General features: G+C 73.1%; 20 protein-coding genes. 12 read left to right on the top strand and 8 right to left on the bottom strand.

Annotated features, from left to right (window positions below; genetic code table 11):
* Positions 1–8 precede the first annotated feature (8 nt).
* Positions 9–890, top strand: coding sequence for an SMP-30/gluconolactonase/LRE family protein (locus HF519_RS05130; protein ID WP_169410592.1), 882 nt, complete (start codon positions 9–11; stop codon positions 888–890).
* 6 nt (positions 891–896) lie between these two features.
* Positions 897–1,319, top strand: coding sequence for a TIGR03668 family PPOX class F420-dependent oxidoreductase (locus HF519_RS05125; RefSeq protein ID WP_169410590.1), 423 nt, complete (start codon positions 897–899; stop codon positions 1,317–1,319).
* Between the two features lie 24 nt (positions 1,320–1,343).
* On the opposite strand, the gene HF519_RS05120 is transcribed toward HF519_RS05125, so the two are convergent.
* Positions 1,344–2,129 carry an alpha/beta fold hydrolase gene (locus tag HF519_RS05120; protein ID WP_312859910.1) on the bottom strand — a complete coding sequence of 262 codons (786 nt, stop codon included), beginning with the start codon at positions 2,127–2,129 and terminating at the stop codon, positions 1,344–1,346.
* Positions 2,130–2,149: 20 nt separating this feature from the next.
* Entirely contained in the window at positions 2,150–2,383 is a 234-nt protein-coding gene (locus HF519_RS05115; protein WP_169410588.1) for a hypothetical protein, read from the bottom strand.
* Positions 2,384–2,516: 133 nt separating this feature from the next.
* Between HF519_RS05115 and HF519_RS05110 the strand changes: the two genes are divergently transcribed.
* Complete coding sequence (locus tag HF519_RS05110; protein ID WP_169410586.1) at positions 2,517–4,916, top strand: SpoIIE family protein phosphatase; 2,400 nt, start codon at positions 2,517–2,519, stop codon at positions 4,914–4,916.
* Positions 4,917–4,944: 28 nt separating this feature from the next.
* On the opposite strand, the gene HF519_RS05105 is transcribed toward HF519_RS05110, so the two are convergent.
* Both HF519_RS05105 and HF519_RS05100 read right to left on the bottom strand, forming a co-directional pair.
* Positions 4,945–5,484, bottom strand: coding sequence for a TipAS antibiotic-recognition domain-containing protein (locus HF519_RS05105; protein ID WP_169410584.1), 540 nt, complete (start codon positions 5,482–5,484; stop codon positions 4,945–4,947).
* Positions 5,485–5,594: 110 nt separating this feature from the next.
* Positions 5,595–6,764 (bottom strand): DUF3500 domain-containing protein, encoded by a 1,170-nt coding sequence (locus tag HF519_RS05100; protein ID WP_211169574.1) that lies wholly within the window; start codon positions 6,762–6,764, stop codon positions 5,595–5,597.
* Between the two features lie 137 nt (positions 6,765–6,901).
* Here HF519_RS05100 and HF519_RS05095 point away from each other — a divergent pair, with 137 nt between their 5' ends.
* The 7 genes from HF519_RS05095 (at position 6,902) to HF519_RS05065 (ending at position 15,076) form a co-directional block, all read left to right on the top strand.
* On the top strand, positions 6,902–7,585 hold the full coding sequence (locus HF519_RS05095; RefSeq protein WP_169410582.1) for a nucleoside/nucleotide kinase family protein: 684 nt from the start codon (positions 6,902–6,904) through the stop codon (positions 7,583–7,585).
* A gap of 94 nt (positions 7,586–7,679) precedes the next feature.
* A complete protein-coding gene (locus HF519_RS05090; RefSeq protein ID WP_169410580.1) occupies positions 7,680–9,563 on the top strand; it encodes a helix-turn-helix domain-containing protein in 1,884 nt (627 codons plus the stop codon).
* A gap of 175 nt (positions 9,564–9,738) precedes the next feature.
* Positions 9,739–10,608, top strand: coding sequence for an FAD binding domain-containing protein (locus tag HF519_RS05085; protein ID WP_169410578.1), 870 nt, complete (start codon positions 9,739–9,741; stop codon positions 10,606–10,608).
* A 4-nt stretch (positions 10,609–10,612) separates the two neighbouring features.
* Positions 10,613–11,122, top strand: coding sequence for a (2Fe-2S)-binding protein (locus tag HF519_RS05080; RefSeq protein ID WP_169410576.1), 510 nt, complete (start codon positions 10,613–10,615; stop codon positions 11,120–11,122).
* Complete coding sequence (locus tag HF519_RS05075; protein ID WP_169410574.1) at positions 11,119–13,563, top strand: xanthine dehydrogenase family protein molybdopterin-binding subunit; 2,445 nt, start codon at positions 11,119–11,121, stop codon at positions 13,561–13,563. Before HF519_RS05080 ends, HF519_RS05075 begins: the two co-directional genes overlap by 4 nt.
* A gap of 30 nt (positions 13,564–13,593) precedes the next feature.
* Positions 13,594–14,373, top strand: coding sequence for an SDR family NAD(P)-dependent oxidoreductase (locus HF519_RS05070; protein WP_169410572.1), 780 nt, complete (start codon positions 13,594–13,596; stop codon positions 14,371–14,373).
* A gap of 16 nt (positions 14,374–14,389) precedes the next feature.
* Positions 14,390–15,076, top strand: a complete 687-nt coding sequence (locus HF519_RS05065) for a cyclase family protein (protein WP_169410571.1) — start codon at positions 14,390–14,392, stop codon at positions 15,074–15,076.
* A gap of 262 nt (positions 15,077–15,338) precedes the next feature.
* Here the strand turns inward: HF519_RS05065 and HF519_RS05060 are convergent, their stop codons facing one another.
* Together HF519_RS05060 and HF519_RS05055 are read right to left on the bottom strand one after the other, a co-directional pair.
* Positions 15,339–15,587: a hypothetical protein gene (locus HF519_RS05060; RefSeq protein ID WP_169410569.1), complete on the bottom strand. Its 249-nt coding sequence runs from the start codon at positions 15,585–15,587 to the stop codon at positions 15,339–15,341.
* A 45-nt stretch (positions 15,588–15,632) separates the two neighbouring features.
* On the bottom strand, positions 15,633–17,924 hold the full coding sequence (locus HF519_RS05055) for a transglycosylase domain-containing protein (RefSeq protein ID WP_312859909.1): 2,292 nt from the start codon (positions 17,922–17,924) through the stop codon (positions 15,633–15,635).
* Between the two features lie 473 nt (positions 17,925–18,397).
* On the opposite strand from HF519_RS05055, the gene HF519_RS05050 reads away from it, so the two are divergent.
* Positions 18,398–19,687, top strand: coding sequence for an alpha/beta hydrolase (locus tag HF519_RS05050; protein ID WP_169410565.1), 1,290 nt, complete (start codon positions 18,398–18,400; stop codon positions 19,685–19,687).
* Here HF519_RS05050 and HF519_RS05045 read toward each other — a convergent pair whose 3' ends face one another.
* Together HF519_RS05045 and HF519_RS05040 are read right to left on the bottom strand one after the other, a co-directional pair.
* Positions 19,688–20,068 (bottom strand): nuclear transport factor 2 family protein, encoded by a 381-nt coding sequence (locus HF519_RS05045; RefSeq protein ID WP_169410563.1) that lies wholly within the window; start codon positions 20,066–20,068, stop codon positions 19,688–19,690.
* Between the two features lie 17 nt (positions 20,069–20,085).
* Positions 20,086–21,078, bottom strand: a complete 993-nt coding sequence (locus tag HF519_RS05040) for an LLM class flavin-dependent oxidoreductase (protein WP_312859908.1) — start codon at positions 21,076–21,078, stop codon at positions 20,086–20,088.
* Positions 21,079–21,239: 161 nt separating this feature from the next.
* On the opposite strand from HF519_RS05040, the gene HF519_RS05035 reads away from it, so the two are divergent.
* On the top strand, positions 21,240–21,721 hold a 482-nt coding region (locus HF519_RS05035; RefSeq protein ID WP_169410559.1), incomplete at its 3' end, for a hypothetical protein.

The raw sequence follows: 21,721 nt of genomic DNA, 5'->3' as shown, positions 1-21,721 counted from the left end.
GAGGCACGATGAGCGAGCTGTCGGTGGTGCTGGAGAAGTACTCGTTCCTGGAGGGCCCGCGCTGGCGGGACGGGCGGCTGTGGGTATCGGACTTCTACACCCACCAGGTCGTCTCGGCCCGCGCCGACGGCAGCGACGTCCGGGTCGAGGCCGAGGTCCCCGCGCAGCCCTCGGGCCTGGGCTGGCTGCCCGACGGCCGGCTGCTGATCGTGTCGATGCGTGACCACAAGCTCCTGCGCCGGGAGAACGACGGCAGCCTGGTCGAGCACGCCGACCTGTCCGCCCACGCGGGCGGCATCCTCAACGACATGGTCGTCGACGACCAGGGCCGCGCCTACGTCGGCAACTTCGGCTTCGACCTGATGAACGGGGCCGCGATGCGCAACGCACCGCTGGTCCGGGTGGACCCGGACGGGTCGACGACCGTCGTGGCCGAGGACCTGGTCTTCCCGAACGGCTCGGTGATCATCGGGAACACGCTGGTCGTCGCGGAGAGCTTCGGGCACCGCCTGAGCGCGTTCGACATCGGCGCCGACGGCGGCCTGTCGAACCGGCGGGACTGGGCGTCATTCGGTCCGGTGCCCCAGACCGACGACATCAACGAGGCGCTGCCGCAGCTGACGATCGCCCCGGACGGCATCGCGCTCGACGCCGAGGGCGCGATCTGGGCCGCGGACGCGCTGGGCAACCGGGTGGTTCGGATCCGGGAGGGCGGCGAGATCGCGCAGGAGATCTCCACCGGCGAGACCGGCTGCTTCGCCTGTGTGCTGGGCGGCGACGACGGGCGGACGCTGTACCTGTGCACCGCGCCCGGGTTCGCCGAGCACGAGCGCCGCGACACCCGGGAGGCCAAGCTGCTCGCCGTCCGCGTGGACGTGCCCGCAGCCTGAGCCACGGTGCCCGCGCTCGACGACGACGACTCGCGCCGCCGGTTCGCGGCGGCGCGGGTCGCCCGGCTCGCCACGCTGCGGGCCGACGGCACCCCGCGGCTCGTGCCGATCACGTTCGCGCTCGTCGACGGCCTGGTCTGTTCGGCCGTGGACGAGGTCAAACCCAAGCGCAGCACGAAGCTGGCGCGGCTCGCCGACGTCGAGCGCGACCCACGGGTGGGACTGCTCGCCGACCACTACGACGAGGACTGGTCCTCGCTGTGGTGGGTGCGCATCGACGGCACGGCCGCGGTGCAGAGCGACGGGGAGTTCCGGGAACGCGCACTCGACGAGCTGGCCGCCAGGTACCCGCCCTACCGCTCGGCACGCCCGCAGGGACCGCTGCTGGTGATCACGCCGCAGCGCTGGGCGGGATGGTCGGCGAGCTGAGCTCGTCCCCGGGGAGGGCCCGCGCTACGGCAGCGCGCGGATGAACTCGGCCACGGCCCGCTCGGTCGGCTCGGCGACCTCCAGGTGCGGGGAGTGCCCGCACCGCAGCGTCAGCAGCTGCACCGGCCCGGTCGCGGCGTCGCGCACCGCCTCGACGTGCGCCATCGAGCCGTACTGGTCGACCTCGCCCTGGACGGCCAGCACCGGGCAACCGATGCCGGGCAGCTCGGGGCGGATGTCCCAGTCCCGGAAGTCCGGGTCGAGCCAGACGTCGTTCCAGCTCCAGAACGTGACGTCCACGTCGCGGTGGTGCCGGGCCATCCGGGCGCGCAGGTCGCCCTCGGTGTACGCCTCGCGGGCCGCGGCGATCCCGTCCAGCCCCAGCTGCTCGACGAAGACGTGCGGCGCGAGCACGACGAGCCCGCTCACCGGCGCGGCGGCGTCGGCCCGGGCGGCGTGCAGCAGCGCGATGGACGCCCCGTCGCTGTGTCCCACGAGCACCGGCGCGCCCAGCCCGAGGGCGTCGGCCAGCGCCGGGACCACGTGCGCGGCCTCGTCGTGCATGAACGTCAGTGACCGCTTGGCCGGCGGCAGGTCCGAGAAGCCGTGCCCGAGCCGGGAGTAGGCCACGGCGCGGCGGCCGGTCGCGGCGGCGATCCGGCGGTGGAACCCGCGCCACAGGCCGACCGAGCCGAGCCCTTCGTGCAGGAACAGCAGCGGGGCGAGGGCGGGGTCGCCGGGCACGTCGTCGTACTCGTACGCCGAGCCGTGCAGCTCGACGTGGGGCAGCGGGGGAGCGGGGTCGGACACCCCCGCATGTTAACGACTGCTCACCGGCCCGATCGTGCGATCAGCTTCTTCGGTGCGACCTCCCGGGAGGCGTCGGTGACGAGCTCGGTCTGGGCGCCCGGCGGCGCCGCGCACCAGAACGCGACCCGGTCGTCGTGGTGGTGGTCGGTGTCCATCGCGAACGCCCGGCGCACGAACCAGGTCGGCTCGCCGTGACTGATCCGCTCCGGCTTCGGGACGGGCCGGTGGGCGCGGGCGGCGGGGTGGATGCTCATGACGAGACGGTAGGGCCCAGAGGCGACGCCGCAGCCCCGACGCCGCGGGTGATACCGCGGTTGTGGCCGCGGTCCGGTGCGCCCCCTACGATGAGCGCCCGACGCGTTCCGCGTCCTGGCACCGGGAGGTCGGTTGGTCTCTCCGGACGATGTTCTCGCCGATGCCGTCGAGCACCTTCCGGTGGGTTTCTTCGCGCTCGACGCGGCCGGCATCGTGCTCAAGTGGAACGCCGAGGCGGCCCGGATCACCGGTTGGAGCCACGAGGAGGTGCTCGGTCGCGGCGGGGCCGACCTCGGGGCGCCCATCGTGGACACCTCGGCCGCCTGGCAGCTGATCGAGCAGGTGCTCGCGGGGCGGACCTATGCGGGGCGACTGCCGGTGGTGGTGCCGACCGGGATCACGCTGTTCGTCCGTGCCGCGCTCGCCCCGCTGTCGCCCCGCGGGCCGATCGTCGTCGGCGTGCTGCAGGACGTGGCCGACTCCCGCGCCGGCGACGAGGCGTTCGCCCTGCTCGACGCCCTGTGGGAGACCGCGCCGGTGGCGCTCGCCTACTTCGACACCGAGATGCGCTACCGCCGGGTGAACGACGCGCTCGTGGACCAGGCCGGTGGCACCCGCGAGGAGCGTCTCGGCCGCACCCTGGTGGAGGTGCACGGCCCGATCGGCGCCGTGATCGAGGCGGGCCTGCGCGAGGTGCTGGCCACCGGCGTGGTCCGGCGCGACGTCCCGCTGCAGGGCCGGCTGTGGCACGGTCGCGGACCCTCGCAGAGCTGGCTGCTGAACCAGTTCCCGGTGCGCGGGGCGGACGGGGAGGTCATCGGGGTCGGCCTGGTCGTCACCGACGTGACGGAGGCCGAGAAGACCCGCCGTGAGCTCGTCGAGGCCGCCGGGCAGCGCGAGCGCGCGCTGAACCGCTACCAGAGCCTTGTCGAGGCGACCAGCGCCGCGGTCTGGATCCGGGAGCCCGACGGCAGCGCGGCTCAGGACTCGCCGAGCCTGCGGGCGATCACCGGTCAGAGCTTCGAGGAGTACCGCGGCTGGGGGTTCCTCGACGCGATCCACCCCGACGAGCGGGCCTCGAAGCGGGCGGCCTGGCTCGACGCCGTCCGCACCGGCTCGGACTTCACCCACATCAACCGGCTGCGGACGGCCGAGGGCCGGTACCGCTGGTTCCGCGCCCGCGCGGTCCCCGTGCGTGCCGAGGGCCGGATCGTCGAGTGGGTCGGCACCGAGACCGACATCGACGACGAGGCCCGCGCCCAGCACCGCATCGCGGTGCTGGCCGGGGCGACGTTCGCGGTGAATGCGGCGCTCGACCCCGAGACGGAGCTGATCGCGCTGGCCGACGCGGTGGTGCCGGCGTTCGCCGACCTGTGCCGGGTCTACCTGGTCGATCCGGTCACGCCGGGCGGTCGCGGCGTGATCACCGGCCAGCGCGTGGTCACCCGGGTCGCACCCGGGGTGGTGCCCGCGCCGCCGATCGACGAGCGCTTCGTGTTCGTGGCCGACCATCCGGTCACGCGGAGCGTCCGGTCCGGCACACCGCTGCTCGACAGGGGCCCGTTGTCCGACCGCGACGACTGGATGAGCACCGGGGAGATGTGGGAGTGGGCGAAGCAGGTCGAGCTCAACTCGACCCTCGTCGCGCCGGTGCTGTCGGAGGGCCGGGTGGTGGCGGCCCTGCGGTTGGTCGCCTGCGGCGACCGCCCGCCCTACACCGAGGACGACGTCGCGCTGGTCAGCGAGCTCGCCGCGCGGGCGTCCGCGGCCGTCGAGCACGGGCTGCGCTTCCAGCAGACCCGGCGGGCCTCCCTGGCGCTGCAGAACTCGATGCTCACCGAGCCCCCGCCGTCCGCGGAGATCGGTATCGGCGGGCTCGAGGTCGAGGCCCGCTACCTACCGGCCACGGCAGAGCTCGAGGTCGGCGGGGACTGGTACGACGCGTTCCGGCTGCCCGGCGGCGACCTGGCGCTCGCCGTCGGTGACGTCGCCGGGCACGACCTGTCGGCGGCCGCGACGATGGGCCAGCTGCGCAGCATGCTGCGGGCGCTCGCCTTCGACAGCGACGGTGACCCGTCCTTCGTCCTGAGCCGGCTCGATCGGGTGGCCTCCCGGCTCGCCGTCACCCGGTTCACCACGCTGCTCTACGGCCGGGTGCTGTGGACGGGAGACCGGACGCTGTTCCGCTGGTCCAACGCAGGCCACCCCGCCCCGATCCTCGTCGATCCGGACGGGACGCCGCGGCCCGTCCCCGGCGACGTCGACGTCGTGCTGGGGGTCGCGCCGGAGCTGCCGCGCGGTGACCAGGAGATCGAGCTCGCGCCCGGGTCGACGCTGCTGCTCTACACCGACGGCCTGGTCGAGCGCCGTAGCGACCCCGACGACCGCAGCGCCGCCCAGCTGCTGGATCTCGTCCGGCGCGGGGCCCGGCTGCCGCTGGCCGCGTTCTGCGACCACCTGGTGCGCGGGACGCTCGCCGACACCGGCGACGACATCGTGGTCCTGGCGCTGCGCGCCCGGGAGCGGTCCTAGCGCGAACACCGCCACGCCGCTCCCGGGATCAGCGCAGCTCGGTCTGCGCGTACACGGTCATCGCGTCGCGCAGGTAGGCGGCCAGTCCGGGCCCTGCCCTGTCGATGTTCGCGGAGAACCGCGGGTCGTCGACGTACAGGTCGCCCAGCCCGATGTAGGCCTCCCGGTTGGGGGTCCAGAAGTTGCCGACCCACGCGTGGTGCTCCGCGACCGCCTCCTGCACGGTCGGGTCGTCCACCGGGGTGCCGGCGCGCATCGCCGCGGCCAGCTTCACGTTCACCGCGTCGCCCCGGGCCTTGATCCGCGCTGCGGTGCCGGGGTCCCAGCTCGCCGCGCGGCGCTGTGACTCCACCGCCGTCTCGCCCCAGCGCTCGCGCGCCTCCTGCCCATACGGGTCGTTGGCGAACCCGTCGAACAGTTCCTCCGCCGCCATCGGCGTCCCACCTTCTCTCTCCTCGATGGTGCGGGCGACGGTGTCGGCCAGCCGGTGGAGCCGTTCGGCGTCGGTGAGCAGCCGGATGTGGTGCCGGCGCAGTGCCGCGACCTCGTCGGTGTGCCCGTCGAGCACCGCGGCGATGTCGGGCAGCCCGAGTCCCAGCTCGCGCAGCAGCGCATCCTCGACCTCCCGTCGTTCGCAGGAGGGACGCTAGGGGTTGACGTAGCGTCAACCGCAACCGTTCACGCGGAGTGGTGCGCCGCCCGGTGTGCGGCCAGCGCGTCGAACCCGAAGTCGGACTCCGGGTCCCGCCACACCGAGTGCGCGTGGTTGACCTGCCGCTGCGTGTTGTCGTACTCGACGAGCAGCCGGGGGCCCTGCAGCCGGTAGTAGTGCGGGTCCTCGGGCGCCGTGCCGCCCGCCCACGCGAAGTGGACGGTGTCGAGCACCGTGTCGGTCGGGGCGGCGGCGAGCCCGTCGGGCACCCGGCCCAGGTAGGTGTCGAGCAGCGCGCGCAGCACCTCACGCTGACCGGCGTCCAGCTCGGCTGCGGCCAACCCCTTCGGTGCCGCCGTGAGCGCCAGCGTCGCGTGGTCGGCGGCGTCGAAGCCCGAACCCGCCTCCGCCTTCTCGTCCATCATCGCGATGCGGTCGACGAGCCGCTGCTCGGTGAAACGCCCGCGCCAGATGTCGGTCAGGTGCAGCATCTCGTCACCGTCGGCGATCCGGGCCCGGTTGCCGGCGATGATGTCCGACGGCGCGCGGTCCAGGAGCACCGCGCGGGCCGCGAGCTCCGGCGGGAGCGAGCGGACCAGCTCGCGGGCCAGGTCCTCGGCACCTCCGAGCGGGCGCAGCGGGCTGGGGCCCAGCAGCGGGGAGGACGCCGGGTCGGCCCCGATGAAGCACGGCGTGGTGGACCGGACGGCGCCGTCGACGACCAGGTTGTTCAGCGAGACGTGATGCCCGCCGAAGCGCCAGCCCCACGGTGCGGTCCCGCCGGGCTCGCCGAAGATGCGCACGTAGTACATGCCCGGGTCCCGGCCGCGCTCACGGCCCCAGTCGACGTTCCAGCCCTCGACGTGGTCGAGCACGTTCTCCAGGCCCATGACGGTGGTGACGGTGTTGTAGCCCGCCGTGGACAGGCCGCTGGCGACCAGCTGCATGACCAGGCTCTGCTGGGCCGGGCGCATGTCCTTCAGCGGCAGGCCTCCGTGGTCGGTGGGGGTGTAGTACCAGCGGAGGCGCTCGGCGTCGGACTCGGCGTCGGAGCCCGGAGTGCCCCGGCGCGCGACGGCGGTCTGCTCGGCGTCCAGCGACTCCAGCAGCGCACCCGCGGCCGCGGCCATCCGGTCGGCGACCTCGCGGGCCCTGTTCTCGTCGATCCTGCTCGCGTCGGCGGTGACGGTGGCCATGACGGGCACCCTACGACGCCGGGCGGCCGGCGGCGCTGTGCCGGGCCACGTCGTCCACGCTACGAGCGGGGGCGATCTACAGTGCGACCTACAGCGCGGCCGACAGCGCGGCGAGGACGCGACGAGGGGGTGGACGGGTGGACACGTTCGCCGATCTCGTCGACCGCGCCCGGGAGCTCGCCGGCACCGGCGAACGACGGGTGCTGCTCGGCGTCACCGGGAGTCCCGGAGCCGGCAAGACGACGCTCGTCGAGGAGCTCGCCGCGGCGCTGCGCCACGATCCGCCGACCGGCCTGGCCGCGGGGGAGTGGGTCGGGCACGTGCCGATGGACGGTTTCCATCTCGCCGACGTCGAGCTCGTGCGGCTCGGCCGGCGTGACCGCAAGGGCGCCCCGGACACGTTCGACGCCGGGGGGTACGGCGCGCTGCTGCGCCGGCTGCGGGCCGACGACGAGGACGTGGTCTACGCGCCGGCCTTCGAGCGGGTCCTCGAGCAGCCGATCGCGGGCGCCATCGCGGTCCCGCGGGCGGCCCGGCTGATCCTCACCGAGGGCAACTACCTGCTGGTCGACGACCCCCGGTGGCGCGCCGTGGCCTCGGCGCTGGACGAGGTGTGGTTCTGCGACCTGCGGGCCGACGTGCGGATCGGCCGGTTGACCGCCCGGCACGAGGCGTTCGGCAAGGTCCCCGCACGCGCCGCGGCCTGGGTCCGCGACGTGGACGGGCCCAACGCGGAGCTCGTCGAGTCGACCAGGTGCCGGGCCGACGTGCTGGTGCCCAGCGGTGTACTGGAGTCGATCGGGGGGCGCCCGCCGGGTTGAACCCCGGCCTGCTGCTCGACGATCGAGGTGGGCGATGTGCTCGGCCGGCACCGAACCCTTGCCCACGTGGCACCGCGGGGTGAGGGTGGGCGGCGTGAGCGTGCCGGAGGTGCCGGCCTCGCTGCGGTCGTGGATGTCCGCGGTGAGTGAGATCGCGCGCGCGGTCAACGCGGCCGAGCCACTGGACGCGGTCCTCACCCGCGTCGCCGAGCAGGCCTGTCTGCTGATCGGGTTCGAGTACTGCGCGGTGATGCTGGCCGACGCCGCCGGGGAGCACCTGCAGGTGGCCGGCTGGTCCGGGCTGTCCCCGGACTACGTCGCGCTGGTCAGCGACGGCGGTTCGCTGCTCATCCGGCCGCCCGGCCCGCATCTGGACTCGCCCGCGGCCCGTGCCTTCCGGGAGGGTCGCACGGTCGCCGTGCCCGACGTCGCGACGGCGGCGAGCTACGGCCGGCTCCGGTCGCTCGCACCCGCCCAGGGCTACCAGGGGCTGCTGGCGGCACCGCTGCGCACCTCGGACGAGCTGGCCGGGGTGATCGTCGCGTACTCGGTCGCGGCCCGGGAGTTCGCCGCGCCCGAGGTGGAGCTGATCGAGCTGCTCGCCGGGCAGGCCGCGCTGGCGCTCGAGACGGCCCGGCTGCGCACCGCTTCGCAGGCCGTCATCGGGGAGCTGTCCCGGGCCAACGCGGAGCTGCGCCGGGGCCGGGCCGTGCTGGAGTGGGCCGAGGAGCAGCACCATCGGCTGATGCAGCTGGTGCTCGACGGGGTCGGATTGCCCGGTCTGGTCACCGCGCTGGCTGCGACGCTGCAAGCCTCGGTAACCGTCGAGGACGCCGAGGGAGCGCTGCTCGCCCGGGCCCCCGAGGTGGGTTATCGGCCACCTCCGGACTCCCGGGCGCGGCGCCGTCGTCCGGCCCGCGCGGCGCTGGAGGCCGGTGACAACCCGACTCGCCGTTACGAGGTGGTGCAGGTCCCGGTGGTCCGGCCGGCCGGACCGGTCGTGCCGGGCGCCCCCGGGCGGGCCGCCGGGGAGGTGGCCTGGGCGGCGCCGGTGGTACTCGGCGGGGAGCTGGTCGGCCGGCTGTGGGTGACCGCTCCGCCCGCTGCCCCGGCACCGGTCCAGCTGCGGGTGGTCGAGCGGTTCGCGCTGGTCGTCGGGCTGGAGTTGCTCAAGCAGCGCCACCTCGTCGACATGCAGGGCCGGCTGTCCGGGGACCTGCTCGGTGATCTGCTGCGGCCCGACGGTCCGGCCCGGCCGCAGGCGGTGCTGACCCGCGCCGCGGCGCTCGGGCACGACCTGTCGCGGCCGCACGTGCTCGCGGTGCTGGCGGTGGACGGTCCGGCGCCGGCCGCGACCCGGCTGTCCGAGTTGATCCGGGGCGGGGCCGAGCCGGACGCCCATCCGCTGGCCGGGCCCTACGACGGGTTGCACGTGCTGCTGCTGCGCGCCGAGCCCGGGCCGCCGGAGGTGCTGGAGGTGCTGGGCCGGATCCTGACCCACACCGCGGCGGCGCTGGCCCCGCGCGCGACCCCCACCGTCGTCGCCGGGCCGGTGGCGCGCACCCTCGGTGACTACGCGACGGCGTTCCGGGTCGCCCGCGGGGCTGCCGCGCTGCGCCGGGCGAACCGGCCCGGTGGTCTCGTCGACGTCCGGGATCTGGGCCTGTCGGCGTTGCTGCTGGAGACCGGCACGCCCGACGCGCTGCGCCGGTTCGCCCGGGGGCTGCTGCAGCCCCTGATCGTGCACGAGGCCGTGCGCGGCGGAGATCTGCTCGCCACCCTGCGGGCCTGGCTGGCGGCGGGCTGCTCGACGTCGTCGGCGGCGGCCGCGCTGGTCGTGCACCCGAACACCGTGGGCTACCGGCTCGCCCGCGTCGAGCAGCTCACCGGCCGCAGCCTGCGGGACACCGAGGTGCGTCTGGAACTGCAGCTGGCCCTGACGATCCGCGAGATCGTCCACCTCGACCACCCGACCTGACCGGTTGTGTACGGGCCCAGGGATCGTCGCTGTTTCCTGGGCCGGCACACATGGCCGGGTCGTGCGCGGCGGCACCAGGATCTCCCGTGCGCGTGCCGTGGATCACACGCGATCGGCCCGGTTCGCGCCGCCCACCACACCGCGTCGAGGAGGCCGCAGTGCACCGGAGGCCGATGTGAAACCACCGCCTTTCCACTACGCCGCGCCGAGTTCGGTGGCCGAAGCCGTCGAACTTCTCGTGGCCCACGCCGCCGCCGAACCACGGGTGCTCGCCGGTGGGCAGAGCCTGATCCCGCTGATGAACTTTCGGTTGGCCCAGCCCGGCCACCTCATCGACCTGCGCAACGTCGCCGAGCTGGACGGGATCCGCGTCGACGGCGGGGTCCTGGTGATCGGGGCGATGACCCGCCAGTCGGTCGTCGAGCGCTCGCCCGAGGTGGCACTGACAGCGCCGCTGCTGGCCGAGGCCGTCGGCCTGGTCGCCCACGCCCCGATCCGCAACAGTGGCACGATCGGCGGCAGCATCGCGCACGCCGACCCGGCCGCCGAGCTGCCCGCAGTCGCCCTGGCACTGGACGCCGAACTGGTCGCGACCGGCCCGGAGGGCACCCGCACGATACCGGCTGCGGAGTTCCTGCTCGGCCCGTTCAGCACCGCGCTGCGTCCCGACGAGATCCTCACCGAGATCCGGATCCCCCGTCGGGGAGGCGGGCACGCGTTCGTCGAGTTCGCCCGCACCCACGGCAACTTCGCCCTGGTCGGGGTCGCCGCCCAGGTCGAGATCGAGGCCGGCCGGGTCGCCCGGGCCGCGATCGCGCTCACCGGCGTCGCCCCCACCGCGATCCGCGCGACCGCTGCCGAGAACGCCCTGCTCGGCGCCGCCCCCGGCGCCGAGACCATCGCGGCGGCTGCCGATGCCGCCGTCACCGGCCTGACGCCCGCGGCTGACCTGCACGCGAGCGCTGCGACACGTGTCGCGCTGGCCCGCAGCTACGTCCACCGCGCGCTCGAACGGGCGATCTCTCGCGCCCAGGACCGGAGATGACCCCGTGACCGGACAGAAGCGCCACATCACGTTGACCGTCAACGGCCGGCCGGTGTCCGCCGACGTCGAGCCCCGTCGGTTGCTCGTCGACCTCCTGCGCGAGGACCTCGGCCTGCACGGCACGCACATCGGCTGCGAACACGGCGTCTGCGGCACCTGCACGGTGCTGCGCGACGGCGCGAGCATCCGGTCCTGCATCACGTTCGCGGTGCAGGCCGACGGCGCCGAGATCAGCACCGTCGAGGGGCTGGCCCAGGGCGCCACGCTGCACCCGTTGCAGGAGGAGTTCTGGGAGAAGCAGGGCCTGCAGTGCGGCTACTGCACCCCCGGGATGCTCATGCGGGCGTGCGAGATCATCGAGCGGAACCCGGATCCGACGCCCGAGCAGGTGCGCGAGGAGATCGCCAGCAACCTGTGCCGCTGCACCGGTTACCAGTTCATCACCGAGGCCGTCGTCGACGCGGCGAAGCGGATGCGCGCCGACTCGGATTCCACGACGGGAGCCCAGACATGACCATCGTCGACCGCTCCGCGCCTCCCGTGCGCACCCACAAGGACAACCGGAAGTGGGTCGGCAAGTCGATCCGCCGCGTCGAGGACCCGAAGTTCCTGCGCGGCGGGGGCGGCTACATCGCCGACCTCGTCACGCCGGACATGCTGCACGTGGCCGTGCTGCGCAGCCCGCACGCGCACGCCCGGATCGCCGCGATCGACACCGTCGCGGCGCTGAGCGCGCCCGGGGTGCACGCCGTGATCACCGGTGCGCGCGCCGCCGCGCTGTGCGATCCGCTGCCCGACTTCGGCCCCGACCCGGCGAACCACACATGGCGCTGCCTGGCCGTGGACACGGTGCGCTACGTCGGCGAGGGCGTCGCGGTCGTCGTCGCCGACGACCGGTACCTGGCCGAGGACGCGGCGGCGCTGATCGAGGTCGAGTACGAGCCGCTGGACCCGGTGGTCGACCCGGAGCGTGCGCTCGCCGAGGGTGCGCCGCTGGTGCACGAGCCGCTCGGATCGAACTGCGCCTACGACCGGACGTTCGACTTCGGTGACGTCGAGACCGACTTCGCCGAGGCCGACGTCGTCATCCGCGACCGGCTGCGCTGGCACCGCTCCGGCGGTCAGCCACTGGAGACCGTCGGCGCCATCGCCGACTTCGACCACGCGACCGGCGAACTCACCGTGCACACCAACTCGCTGAGCTTCACCAGCTACCTGTTCATGGTCGCGGGCACGCTGAAGATCCCGACGAACAAGCTCGACATCATCCCGGTACCGGCGGGCGGCAGTTTCGGTTCCAAGCTGTTCGCGACCAAGCCGTCGGTGATCGCGGGGATGTGCTCGCGCGAGGTCGGCCGTCCGGTCGTCTACCTCGAGGACCGGGTCGACAACATGTCCAACTGCGACCACCACGGCTCGGACCGGGTCTACGAGGTCGAGCTGGCGATGATGCGCGACGGCACCATGCGCAGCTTGAAGATCGACACGATCGATGACTACGGCGCCTACATCCAGTTCGGCGTCGGCCACCACGGCAACGCGCTCGCCCAGGTCACCGGCCCCTACCGGATCGGCAGCGTGCGGTACCGGGTGCGCGCGGTGCTGACCAACAAGAACCAGCAGGGCGCATACCGGGGCTTCGGCTCCGAGGTCAACAACTGGATGCTCGAGCAGATGGTGGACAAGGCCGCCCGCGAGCTGGGCCTCGACCCGGTGCAGGTGCGGCGCCAGAACTTCGTCCGGACCTTCCCACACTTCATTCCGACCGGGAACGTCTACGACAGTGGCAACTACGACGCCGTCCTCGACCAGGCCCTCAAACTGTCGGACTACGACCGCTGGCGGGCCGAGCAGCGGCGGCTGCTCGAGGAGGAGGGCCGCTACATCGGGATCGGGCTGATCACGGCGCAGGAGCGCAGCGTGTTCTCCGCGACCGAGTTCTGGTTCTGGTTCGACGAGCCCGGAGCCCCGGTCACGAGCATGCCCGAGAGCGTGACGCTGAAGGTCGACGCGACCGGCGGCATCACCGCGACGCTGTACTCCTGCGCCTTCTGGGGCAACAGCCCCGAGACGATGGTCGCCCAGATGGTCGCCGAGGAGTTCGATGTCGACCCGTACTCGGTGAGCATCGTCTACCGGGGCAGCCGCGACGGGCTGCCCGCGACCGGGCCCGGCGGGTCCCGGACCACGGTCATGCTGGCCGGCGCTGTCGAGGGCGCCACCGCGAAGATCAAGGCCAAGGCGCGGCAGGCGGCGGCGCACCTGCTCGAGATCGACCCCGACGACCTCGAGTGGGTCGATGGCGGCTACCAGGTCAAGGGCGTTCCCGAGCGGCGCAAGTCGCTGGGGGACATCGCGATCGCGCTGCACCTGTTCAAGCACAGCTTCCCGGAGGAGATCGAGTCCGGTCTCGAGGACAGCAAGGTCTTCGACCACCCGTACACGACGATGCCCTCGGCCGACCGCAAGGACCTCGGGGTCTTCTACCCGTTCATGGGCCACGCCTGCCACGTGCCGGTGATCGAGGTGGACATCGAGACCGGGGGCGTCCGGTTCCTCTCCTACGCCGCCGTGCACGACTGCGGAACACTGGTCAACCCGCGCTCGCTGGCCGGGCACATCGTCGGCGGCACCGCGCAGGGCATCGGGACGGCGCTCTACGAGGAGTTCGCCTACGACGACGACGGTCAGCTACAGGCAACCAGCTTCCTCGACTACCTGATCCCCTCGGCGATGGAGGTTCCGGAGCTGAAGATCGGGCACGCCGAGACGCCCTCGCCCTACACCCCGCACGGCATCAAGGGGGGCGGCGAGGGCGGCCGGATGATGGCCCCGGCGGCCCTGAACGTGGCGGTGAACGACGCGTTGGCCCCGCTCGGGGTACGAGTCACCGAGCTGCCGATGACACCGGACCGCCTGCTCACCGCCATCCGCAACGCCCGCGAGTCGCGGTGACACCGTGCGCGAGTCGCGGCGGGGCAGTGGGTGAGTCGGGGTGAGCCCGCGGGTCGCGGTCGTGACCGGCGGAACCGGGGAATCGGGCGGGCGATCGCGGTCGCGCTGGCCGCGGACGGGTTCGCCGTCGTCGCCACCGCCCGCGACCGGGCCACCCTCGCCGACACCGTCGCGGAGATCGAGAAGGAGGGTGGCACCGCGCTGCCGTTGGCGTGTGACGTCCGCGACGAGGCGTCCGTCGCCGTGATGGCCGAGGATGCCGCAGAGCTCGGCCCCGTGCACGCCGTCGTCGCCAATGCCGGGGTCGCCGGGCCGACCGCGCCGCTGCACGAGATCTCACTCGACGAGTGGCGGGATTGCCTGGCCACCGACCTGGACGGGGTGTTCCTGACCTTTCGCGCGTTCATCCCGGGGCTCGTCGAACGCGGTGCAGGCTCGCTCGTCGCGGTGTCGTCGATGACCGGGAAACGCCCGCTGCACGGCCGCACCCCCTACGCCGCGGCGAAGCTGGGCGTGATCGGTCTGGTCCGCACGCTGGCGCTGGAGCTGGGACCGCACGACATCCGGGTCAACGCCGTCTGCCCGGGTGCGGTCGCGGGGCCGCGGATCGACGACGTCATCGCCAAGCAGGCCGCCGCCCGCGGGATCACCGAGGACGAGGCGCTGGCCGCGTTCACCGGCCCCTCCCCGCTGGGCCGGCTTGTCGACGCCGGTGAGGTCGCGCGGGCCTGCGCGTTCCTCGCCTCCGACGATGCCGCCGCCATCACGGGTGAGGACCTCAACGTCACCGCCGGTGTGGTCATGTACTGAGTACCAGGAGCTGAACATGCAGATCATCGACCTGTCGCAGGACATCTACGAGGGCATGAAGGTCTATCCGGGCCACCTCAAGACGGTGCAGTTCGACCACGCCACGCACGAGGAGACGGCGCCGCGGTTCGACAGCGGCTTCTCCTTCCAGACCACCGGCTTCATGCTCAACGACAACGGCCCGACCCACGTCGACTCGTTCTCCCACCTCGACCCGGACCCGTCGGCGGAGACGATCGAGAAGATGCCGCTGGAGCTGTTCTACGGCACCGCGGTGTGCCTGGACGTCACCGACTTCAAGCCGCAGACCGACATCACCGCCGAGGACCTCGACCGGATCGAGTCGGAGTCCCCGGTGGACGTCCGGCCCGGCGACATCGTGCTGTTCCACACCGCCACCTGGAACCGCTACGCCGGGGACAAGCGCTACCTCACCGACTTCGCCGGGCTGGGGGAGTCGGCGAGTGAGTGGATCGTCCGCCGGCGGGTCAAAACGTTCGGGGTGGACAGCCCGACCCCGGACAACCCGGCCAGCACCAGCTACCCGTGCCACATGATGTGCCGCCGCGAGCACATCACCCACTACGAGAACCTGGCCAACCTCGACCGGGTCGTGAACACGCGGTTCACCTTCGCCGGGTTCCCGCTCAAGCTGCAGGGCGCGCACGGTGGGCCGACCCGCGCGGTCGCGCTGGTCGACTGATCCGGGCTGGACGGGAGGGGGCCGGGCTGGGGCCTCGCCACATTGTGAACGTGGGTTGCCGGGCAGGAGTGGGTCCTGGCCGGTAGAGCCACAAGATGTGGGAGGCCCAGGGGACCGGAAGCGTAGGAGTGCCGGGCTGGATGTGCACGCCCGATCGGTGGTGGCCTGCGGGCACCGGCTGTCTCCGGACAACGGAGCGGTGCCCGCGGCGACGTCCACAGGCACCGCTCCACCTTGCCGTCTGGACAGAACGGACTACATCTCAGGGCATCTCCGCCGGCCCCACCGGACCGCCACCCGGCCGGCCGAGCCGGATGTCGCAGCTGATGCTCGCGGCATCCAGTCCGGTCAGCTCGGCGATGAGGTCGCGGGCGGCGTCGTCGGCGTCGGCCATGTCGCGCACGCTGGTGGCGGCTTCGATCTCCGGCACGTACAGCACCATCCGGCGCTCGGACATCCACGCCACCACGTCGAAGCTGCGCTGATCCCGCGGCGCATCCGACCTGGTCACCGATCCACGGTAGCGGTCGGCGACGCCTGCGGGGAGGGCACGGCCTCAGCCGCAGGCGAAGAGTGTGCAGTCCTGCCGCGGGGTCGGCGTCGGCTCCACGGTCGGCTGCGGTCCCGGCGCAGGGGTGACCTGCGCTTCCCCCGCGTCCGCTCCCGGAGCGTCGGGGACGGGGGTCCCGGACGGCAGGGCCGGGGCGTCGCTTCCAGGAGGCACACCGTCGGGACCCGGCGGGAGCCCGCCCGACGGTGGGGCCGCCGACGGGGTCGGGGTCGGGACGGCCGAGCTCGTCGGGGTCTCGTTCGGAGCCAGGTCCGACGGTGGGTCGCCGATCGGGCGGAACGTCGGGAAGCTCTGCGGCGGTTCGTCCTGCACGGCGTCGGACATGAAGTCCTGCCAGACCTCGCCGGGGAGCGTCTTGCCGCTGATCGGGGTACCGCTGGCGGTGCGGATCGGTGAGTTCATGTCGGTGCCGATCCACACGGTGGTGGAGATCGACGGGGTGAACCCGCTCATCCAGGCGTCGTTGTTCTCGCCCTCGAAACGGGACTGCACGGTGCCTGTCTTCGCGGCCACCTGACGCCGGCCGGGCAGGGCGAGCCCGTCGTTCCCGGCCACGTTGAGCATGGTCTCGGTGACGTTGCGCGCCACCCGCTCGGGGAAGCGGCGCTCACCGTCGGCCTCGGGCGCCTCGTAGAGCACCCGGTCGTCGGCCGTCACCACCTTCGACACCAGGTGCGGCTGGTGCCAGACACCGCCGGCGGCGATGGTCGCGTAGGCCGACGCCAGCTCCAGCGGGGTGACCTCCTTGTTGCCCAGCGCGATGCCCTCGTTGACGTCCTCGAGCGGCGAGGTGATGCCCGCGCTGCGGGCGGCGTCGGCGACCTTCTGCGGACCGACCTTCCGCGCGAGCGTGTTGAACACGACGTTGTTGGAGATCGTCATGGCCTGTTTGAGGTCACACCGCGCGCAGTCGGCACCCTCGGAGTTGCGCAGGCCCGGCACCGCCTTGCCGTCGAAGGTCTCGCCCAGGCCGATCGGGGGGTCCTGTTGCAACCCGGCGAGGACGACGAACGGCTTGAACGTCGAGCCGGCCTGCTTGCGGACCCGGGCGTAGTCCAGGCCGACGCCGTTGTCCCCGCCGTAGTAGGCCCGGATGCCGCCGGTCGCCGGGTCGATCGCCACGATCGCGGTGCGCAGGTTCGCCGGCTGTCCCTCGAGCGCTTCCCGGGCGGCGTCGACGGCCTTCTGCTGCTGCTCCGGGTTGATGGTCGTGCTGATCCGCAGGCCCTCCTGACCCAGCTCCTGGTCGGAGATGCCCAGCGCCTCGAGCTCCTCCTTCACCGCGGTCACGATGTGCCCGCGGCTGTCCCCGGGCACCCCACCCGAGGCGAGCTTGCGCGGCGAGGTCTGCGGGAACCGGGCCTCCGCGCGCTCGGCCGGGGTCAGCCAGTTCTGGCTCACCATCCCGTCCATGACGAACTCCCAGCGCTGGACCGCCTTGTCCGGGTTGATCGCCGGATCCCAGCGCGAGGGGGACTGGATCAGCCCGGCCAGCAGCGCGCCCTCGCTCGGGCTGAGCTGGTCGACGGGCTTGCCGAAGTAGGCCTGGCTGGCCGACTGGATGCCGTAGGCGCCACGGCCGAAGTAGATGGCGTTGAGGTAGTCGTTGAGGATCTCGTCCTTGGTCTTCTGCTGGGACAGCTTGACCGCGACGATCATCTCCTTGTACTTGCGCCACAGGGTGGCGTCGTCGCCGACCAGGGTCTTCTTGACGTACTGCTGGGTGATCGTCGAGCCGCCGCCGATGCCGCCCTGCAGCTGGCTCCACGCCGCCCGCAGGATGCCGGTCAGGTCGAAGCCGGGGTTGGAGTAGAAGCTGCGGTCCTCGGCGGCGAGCACCGCGTTGCGGACGGGTACCGGTATCGCCTCGATCGGCACCTTGATCCGGTTGCCCTGTTCGGGAACCAGCCGGGTGAGCTGGCTGCCGTCGCCGTAGGACACCAGGGCGACCTGGTTGTTGACCGCGTCGTCCGGGCTGGGGACGGAGAAGAAGAGGTAACCGAGGGCGAAGGCCAGCACCGGGCCGAGCAGCACCGTGCCGATCGAGCCGAGCACGGCGTACCTGATGCGCCGCCCGCGGCGGGCCTTGAGCTGCTCGGGTGTGAGCGGTCGGCGGTGCTGGGACCGGGTGGCGCGACCCAGTCGGCGGCGGAGCCCCTCCACGGGGCCGGCCGGGACGGCGCGCCGGCGCGGCGTCGCGGGGCGGGAGCCGTCCCGGCCCGTCTCGGTCCCACCCGCCCTCGCGGGCAGCACCCGGGTGAGGTCGTCGCTGCCCACCGGGCCGGAAGGTCGACCGTTCATCGGGCCGGGCGGTGGACCGGCTGCACGACGGGATCTGGTGCCCTTGGGGGTCTGCCACCAGCCGACACCGGCCGGGCGGGCCGCGCGTCGCCGGGACGGCCGCTCCGGCGGATGCCGGTCCGCCGCGGTCCGTCCGATCCGTGAGGGCGGTGGAGTGTGTGCGCCTGGCACCTGCACGGCCCCCTTCCGGGATCGATGTCCTCCCGCCCGGGCGTTGCCCCGGATGCCCGGACGGGAACGTCGTGAGGTCAACGGGCGGCCCCGTGCCCACGGTGCGCCCCCGGCGTCGACATCACCCGAATGACGGCATCGATCGGGGGTTGCTTCGGCTGGAACGGTGCCGTGCCGCCACTGTGGGTAGTCAGAGCCACCGAGTGGACGCCCTCGCCCGCGTACTGTCCAGTAGGGAGAGCCGGCGGCGACGTCCGCCGCATCGAGAGGAGTGCTCCGTGGGTCGTCGCGCCGCGATCGTGCTGGGTCTGGCCGGGGTGTTGGCGGGGGCGGGCGTCCGCGCCCCGCTGATCCGGCGCTGGCCGGTCTCGGTCCTGCAGGCCGCCCCGTGCACGCCCGCCTCCGAGGCGCCCTCGGTGCAGAGCGCGGTGCACGTCGTGGCCGGCCTGGCGGCCCTCGCCCGCGGGGGCTGGCGACGCCCCGACGGCATCGCCGGTGCCCTCGCGAACGCCGCGGCGGTCGCGGCGCTGGCGGATCTGCGGCGGGACGCCGACCGCTCTGCCGACGTGCTCGCCGCGGCGCTGGCGCCGCTGGGCGTGACGGGCCGCCCGGCGGTCCACGACCGGGTCCCCTCCGGCCGGGCGGCGCGCCGTCTCTACCGGCGGGCCGCCGACGTGGCCTACGGCGACGATCCGGCACACCGGCTCGACGTGTGGGCCCGGCCCGACGTGGCCGCGGCCGGCGCTGCGGCGGCCGCGCCGGTCCTGCTGCAGGTGCACGGCGGCGCCTGGAGCGGCGGCGACAAGGGCGGCCAGGCCGAGCCGCTGATGGCCTACCTGGCCGAGCACGGCTGGGTGTGCGTGACGGTCAACTACCGGCTCGGACCGGGGGAGCGCTGGCCGTCGATGATCATCGACGTCAAGCGGGCCATCGCCTGGACCCGGGCGCACATAGGCGACTACGGCGGCGATCCGGGCTTCGTCGCGATCACCGGGGGCTCGGCCGGTGGCCATCTGGCCGCACTGGCCGCCCTCTCGCCCGGTGACCCCGACTTCCAGCCCGGTTTCACCGGCGCCGACACCTCGGTGGCCGCGGCGGTGCCGTTCTACGGCGTGCACGATTTCACCGTCGACGAGGAGGGGCTGTTCGCCCTGCTCGAAGGCAAGGTCTTCACCACGACGCTCGCCGACGACGAGCGCGGCTGGCGGCAGGCGTCGCCCGTGCACCGGGCCGGCCCGGACGCCCCGCCGTTCCTGGTGATCCACGGGAGCACGGACACCATCGCCGGCGTCGGCCAGTCCCGCCGGCTCGTGGCCCGGCTGCGGCAGGTCAGCTGCCGGCCCGTCTGCTATGCCGAACTACCGCACGCCCAGCACGGTTTCGACGCGTTCCCGACCGCCCGCACCCGGCACGCCGTCCGGGCGGTGCACCGGTTCCTGACGGTGGTGCACGAGCAGTACCGGGCGGATCGGGCGCGAGCGGCGGGCAGCACCCCGGTGAACGGGGCAGCCGTGAACGGGTCGTCGTACGGAGCCGTGCTCGGCCGCCCCGTCCGCCTCAACCCGTGATCACCCCGTGAGCAGGGCCGCCATCCGGTCGCGCAACTCCGTGGCCGCGGAGTACGGCCGCACCATCACCGTCAGCTCGATGAGCTCGCCGTACTCGCTGCGCAGGATGTCGACCCCCTCCAGCTCCCGGTCCCCGACCCGCGCCCGGAACACCAGCACGTGACCGCCCGGCCCGTCGAACTCCGTCTCGTAGCGGAAGTCGGAGAACACCTGCAACACCGCGCCGAGGATCGCGCGCAGCGCCTCCCGACCCTTGTAGGGCTTGTGCACGACGGGGGAGTTGAACACGACGTCGTCGCGGAACAGGGCCACCGCGGCGTCGACGTCGCCGGTCTCGACCGCCTGGCGGAACGCGGCGGCCGGGGAGGTCTCGGGGGTCATGCCCCCATCAGATCACCTCATGCGGCGACCGGTGCGAGGTCCAGCGCGTCGGCCACCAGCTCGTAGGACCGCAGCCGGTCCGCCCCGGCGTGCGTCTGGGTGGTGATCATCAGTTCGTCGACACCGGTGCGCTCCACGAGCTCGTGCACCTGCTCGCGGACGGTCTCCGGTGAGCCGATGAGCTGCGTGGACTGGCGGTCGGTGATGAACAGCCTCTCCTCGTCGGTGTACGGGTAGGCCGCGGCCTCATCCGGGCTGGGCAGCAGGCCGGGCCGGCCGAGCCGCAGCTGCAGGAACGACAGCGCACCGGGCAGCGCGAGCCTGCGGGCCTCGGCGTCGGTCTCGGCGCACGTGACGTTCGCGGCGATCATCGCGTACGGCTCGGAGAGGGTCGGCGACGGGCGGAACCGCTGCCGGTACAGCGCCAGCGCCGGCATCGTGTTCTCGGCACTGAAGTGGTGCGCGAACGCGAACGGCAGCCCGAGCAGGCCGGCGACCTGCGCGCTGTAACCGCTCGACCCGAGCAGCCACATCGCCGGCGCGTTCCCCGCGGCCGGCACGGCGGTGACGGGGCCCTCGCCGCGGAAGTAGGCGGCCAGCTCGGTGAGCTGGTCGGGGAAGTCGTCGACGTTCATCGCGTCCGTGCCCCGGCGCAGCGCCCGGGCGGTTCGCTGGTCGGTGCCCGGCGCACGGCCGATGCCGAGGTCGATGCGGCCTGGATGCAGCGCCTCGAGGGTGCCGAACTGCTCGGCCACGACGAGCGGCTGGTGGTTGGGCAGCATCACACCGCCCGAGCCCACGCGGATGGACGACGACGCCGCGGCGAGATGCGCGATCAGGACGGCCGGCGACGAGCTCGCGATGCCGGGCATCGCGTGATGCTCGGCCACCCAGTAGCGGCGGAAGCCGAGCTCCTCGGCGCGCCGGACCAGGGCCGTGCTGCTGGCGAGCGCGGCGGTGGCGGTCGAGCCGGATCCGACGGGAACGAGATCGAGAACGGAGAGAGGCACCACGCCGGATGCAACACGGCCCCGGGTCCGGATCTTCCCTGAGCCGATCAGCCGTGCTACGGATGTGCCGCACGGAGTAGCAGCGACCTCTGATCATCGTCGGCCGGATGCTCCGAGAGGGTTGGTCGACGATACTCCTGATCGATGCGAGAGAGTAGCGCGTGGCTGGTCTCGGTGGCGTTCTGTCGAAGCTTCTCGAATTGGCGGGTGCTTCGTATGTCTGCGTGGTCGAGCGCGATTCTGCACGCATTCTGGGCGATGTCGGTGGAAACGACGGACACGCGGTCGACATCAATTCTGTCATCGCCTTGGCGACGAGTGCCGCAGAAATCGCCGACGCACCGGGAGAGGGTCCCGTCGAGGACCTGATCTTGAGTTCCCGGCGCTGCTATCACGTGCTGCGTCCGGTGGATGTCCCGGCCGGTCCGACACTGTTGTTGTACATCCGTCTGCAGCGCGGCCGTGCCACCCTGGCCCTCGCCCGCCGCGAACTCGGCACTGCGGAGATCCAGCGGGCGGTCCTCGACCTGGCCCGTGGGCGCAGCGATCGGGGGGACGTGTCAGCGGCCGCCCGGGACACCGGGGCGGCGGCCGCCGCTGCACCCGCGCCTGCCACGTCCCCGGCCGCCGTCCCGCCACGCGC

Source organism: Pseudonocardia bannensis, assembly GCF_012911875.1.
Lineage (GTDB): Bacteria > Actinomycetota > Actinomycetes > Mycobacteriales > Pseudonocardiaceae > Pseudonocardia > Pseudonocardia bannensis.
Note: the sequence above shows the minus strand (reverse complement) of the source record. Positions and strands in the feature narration are given on the sequence as shown.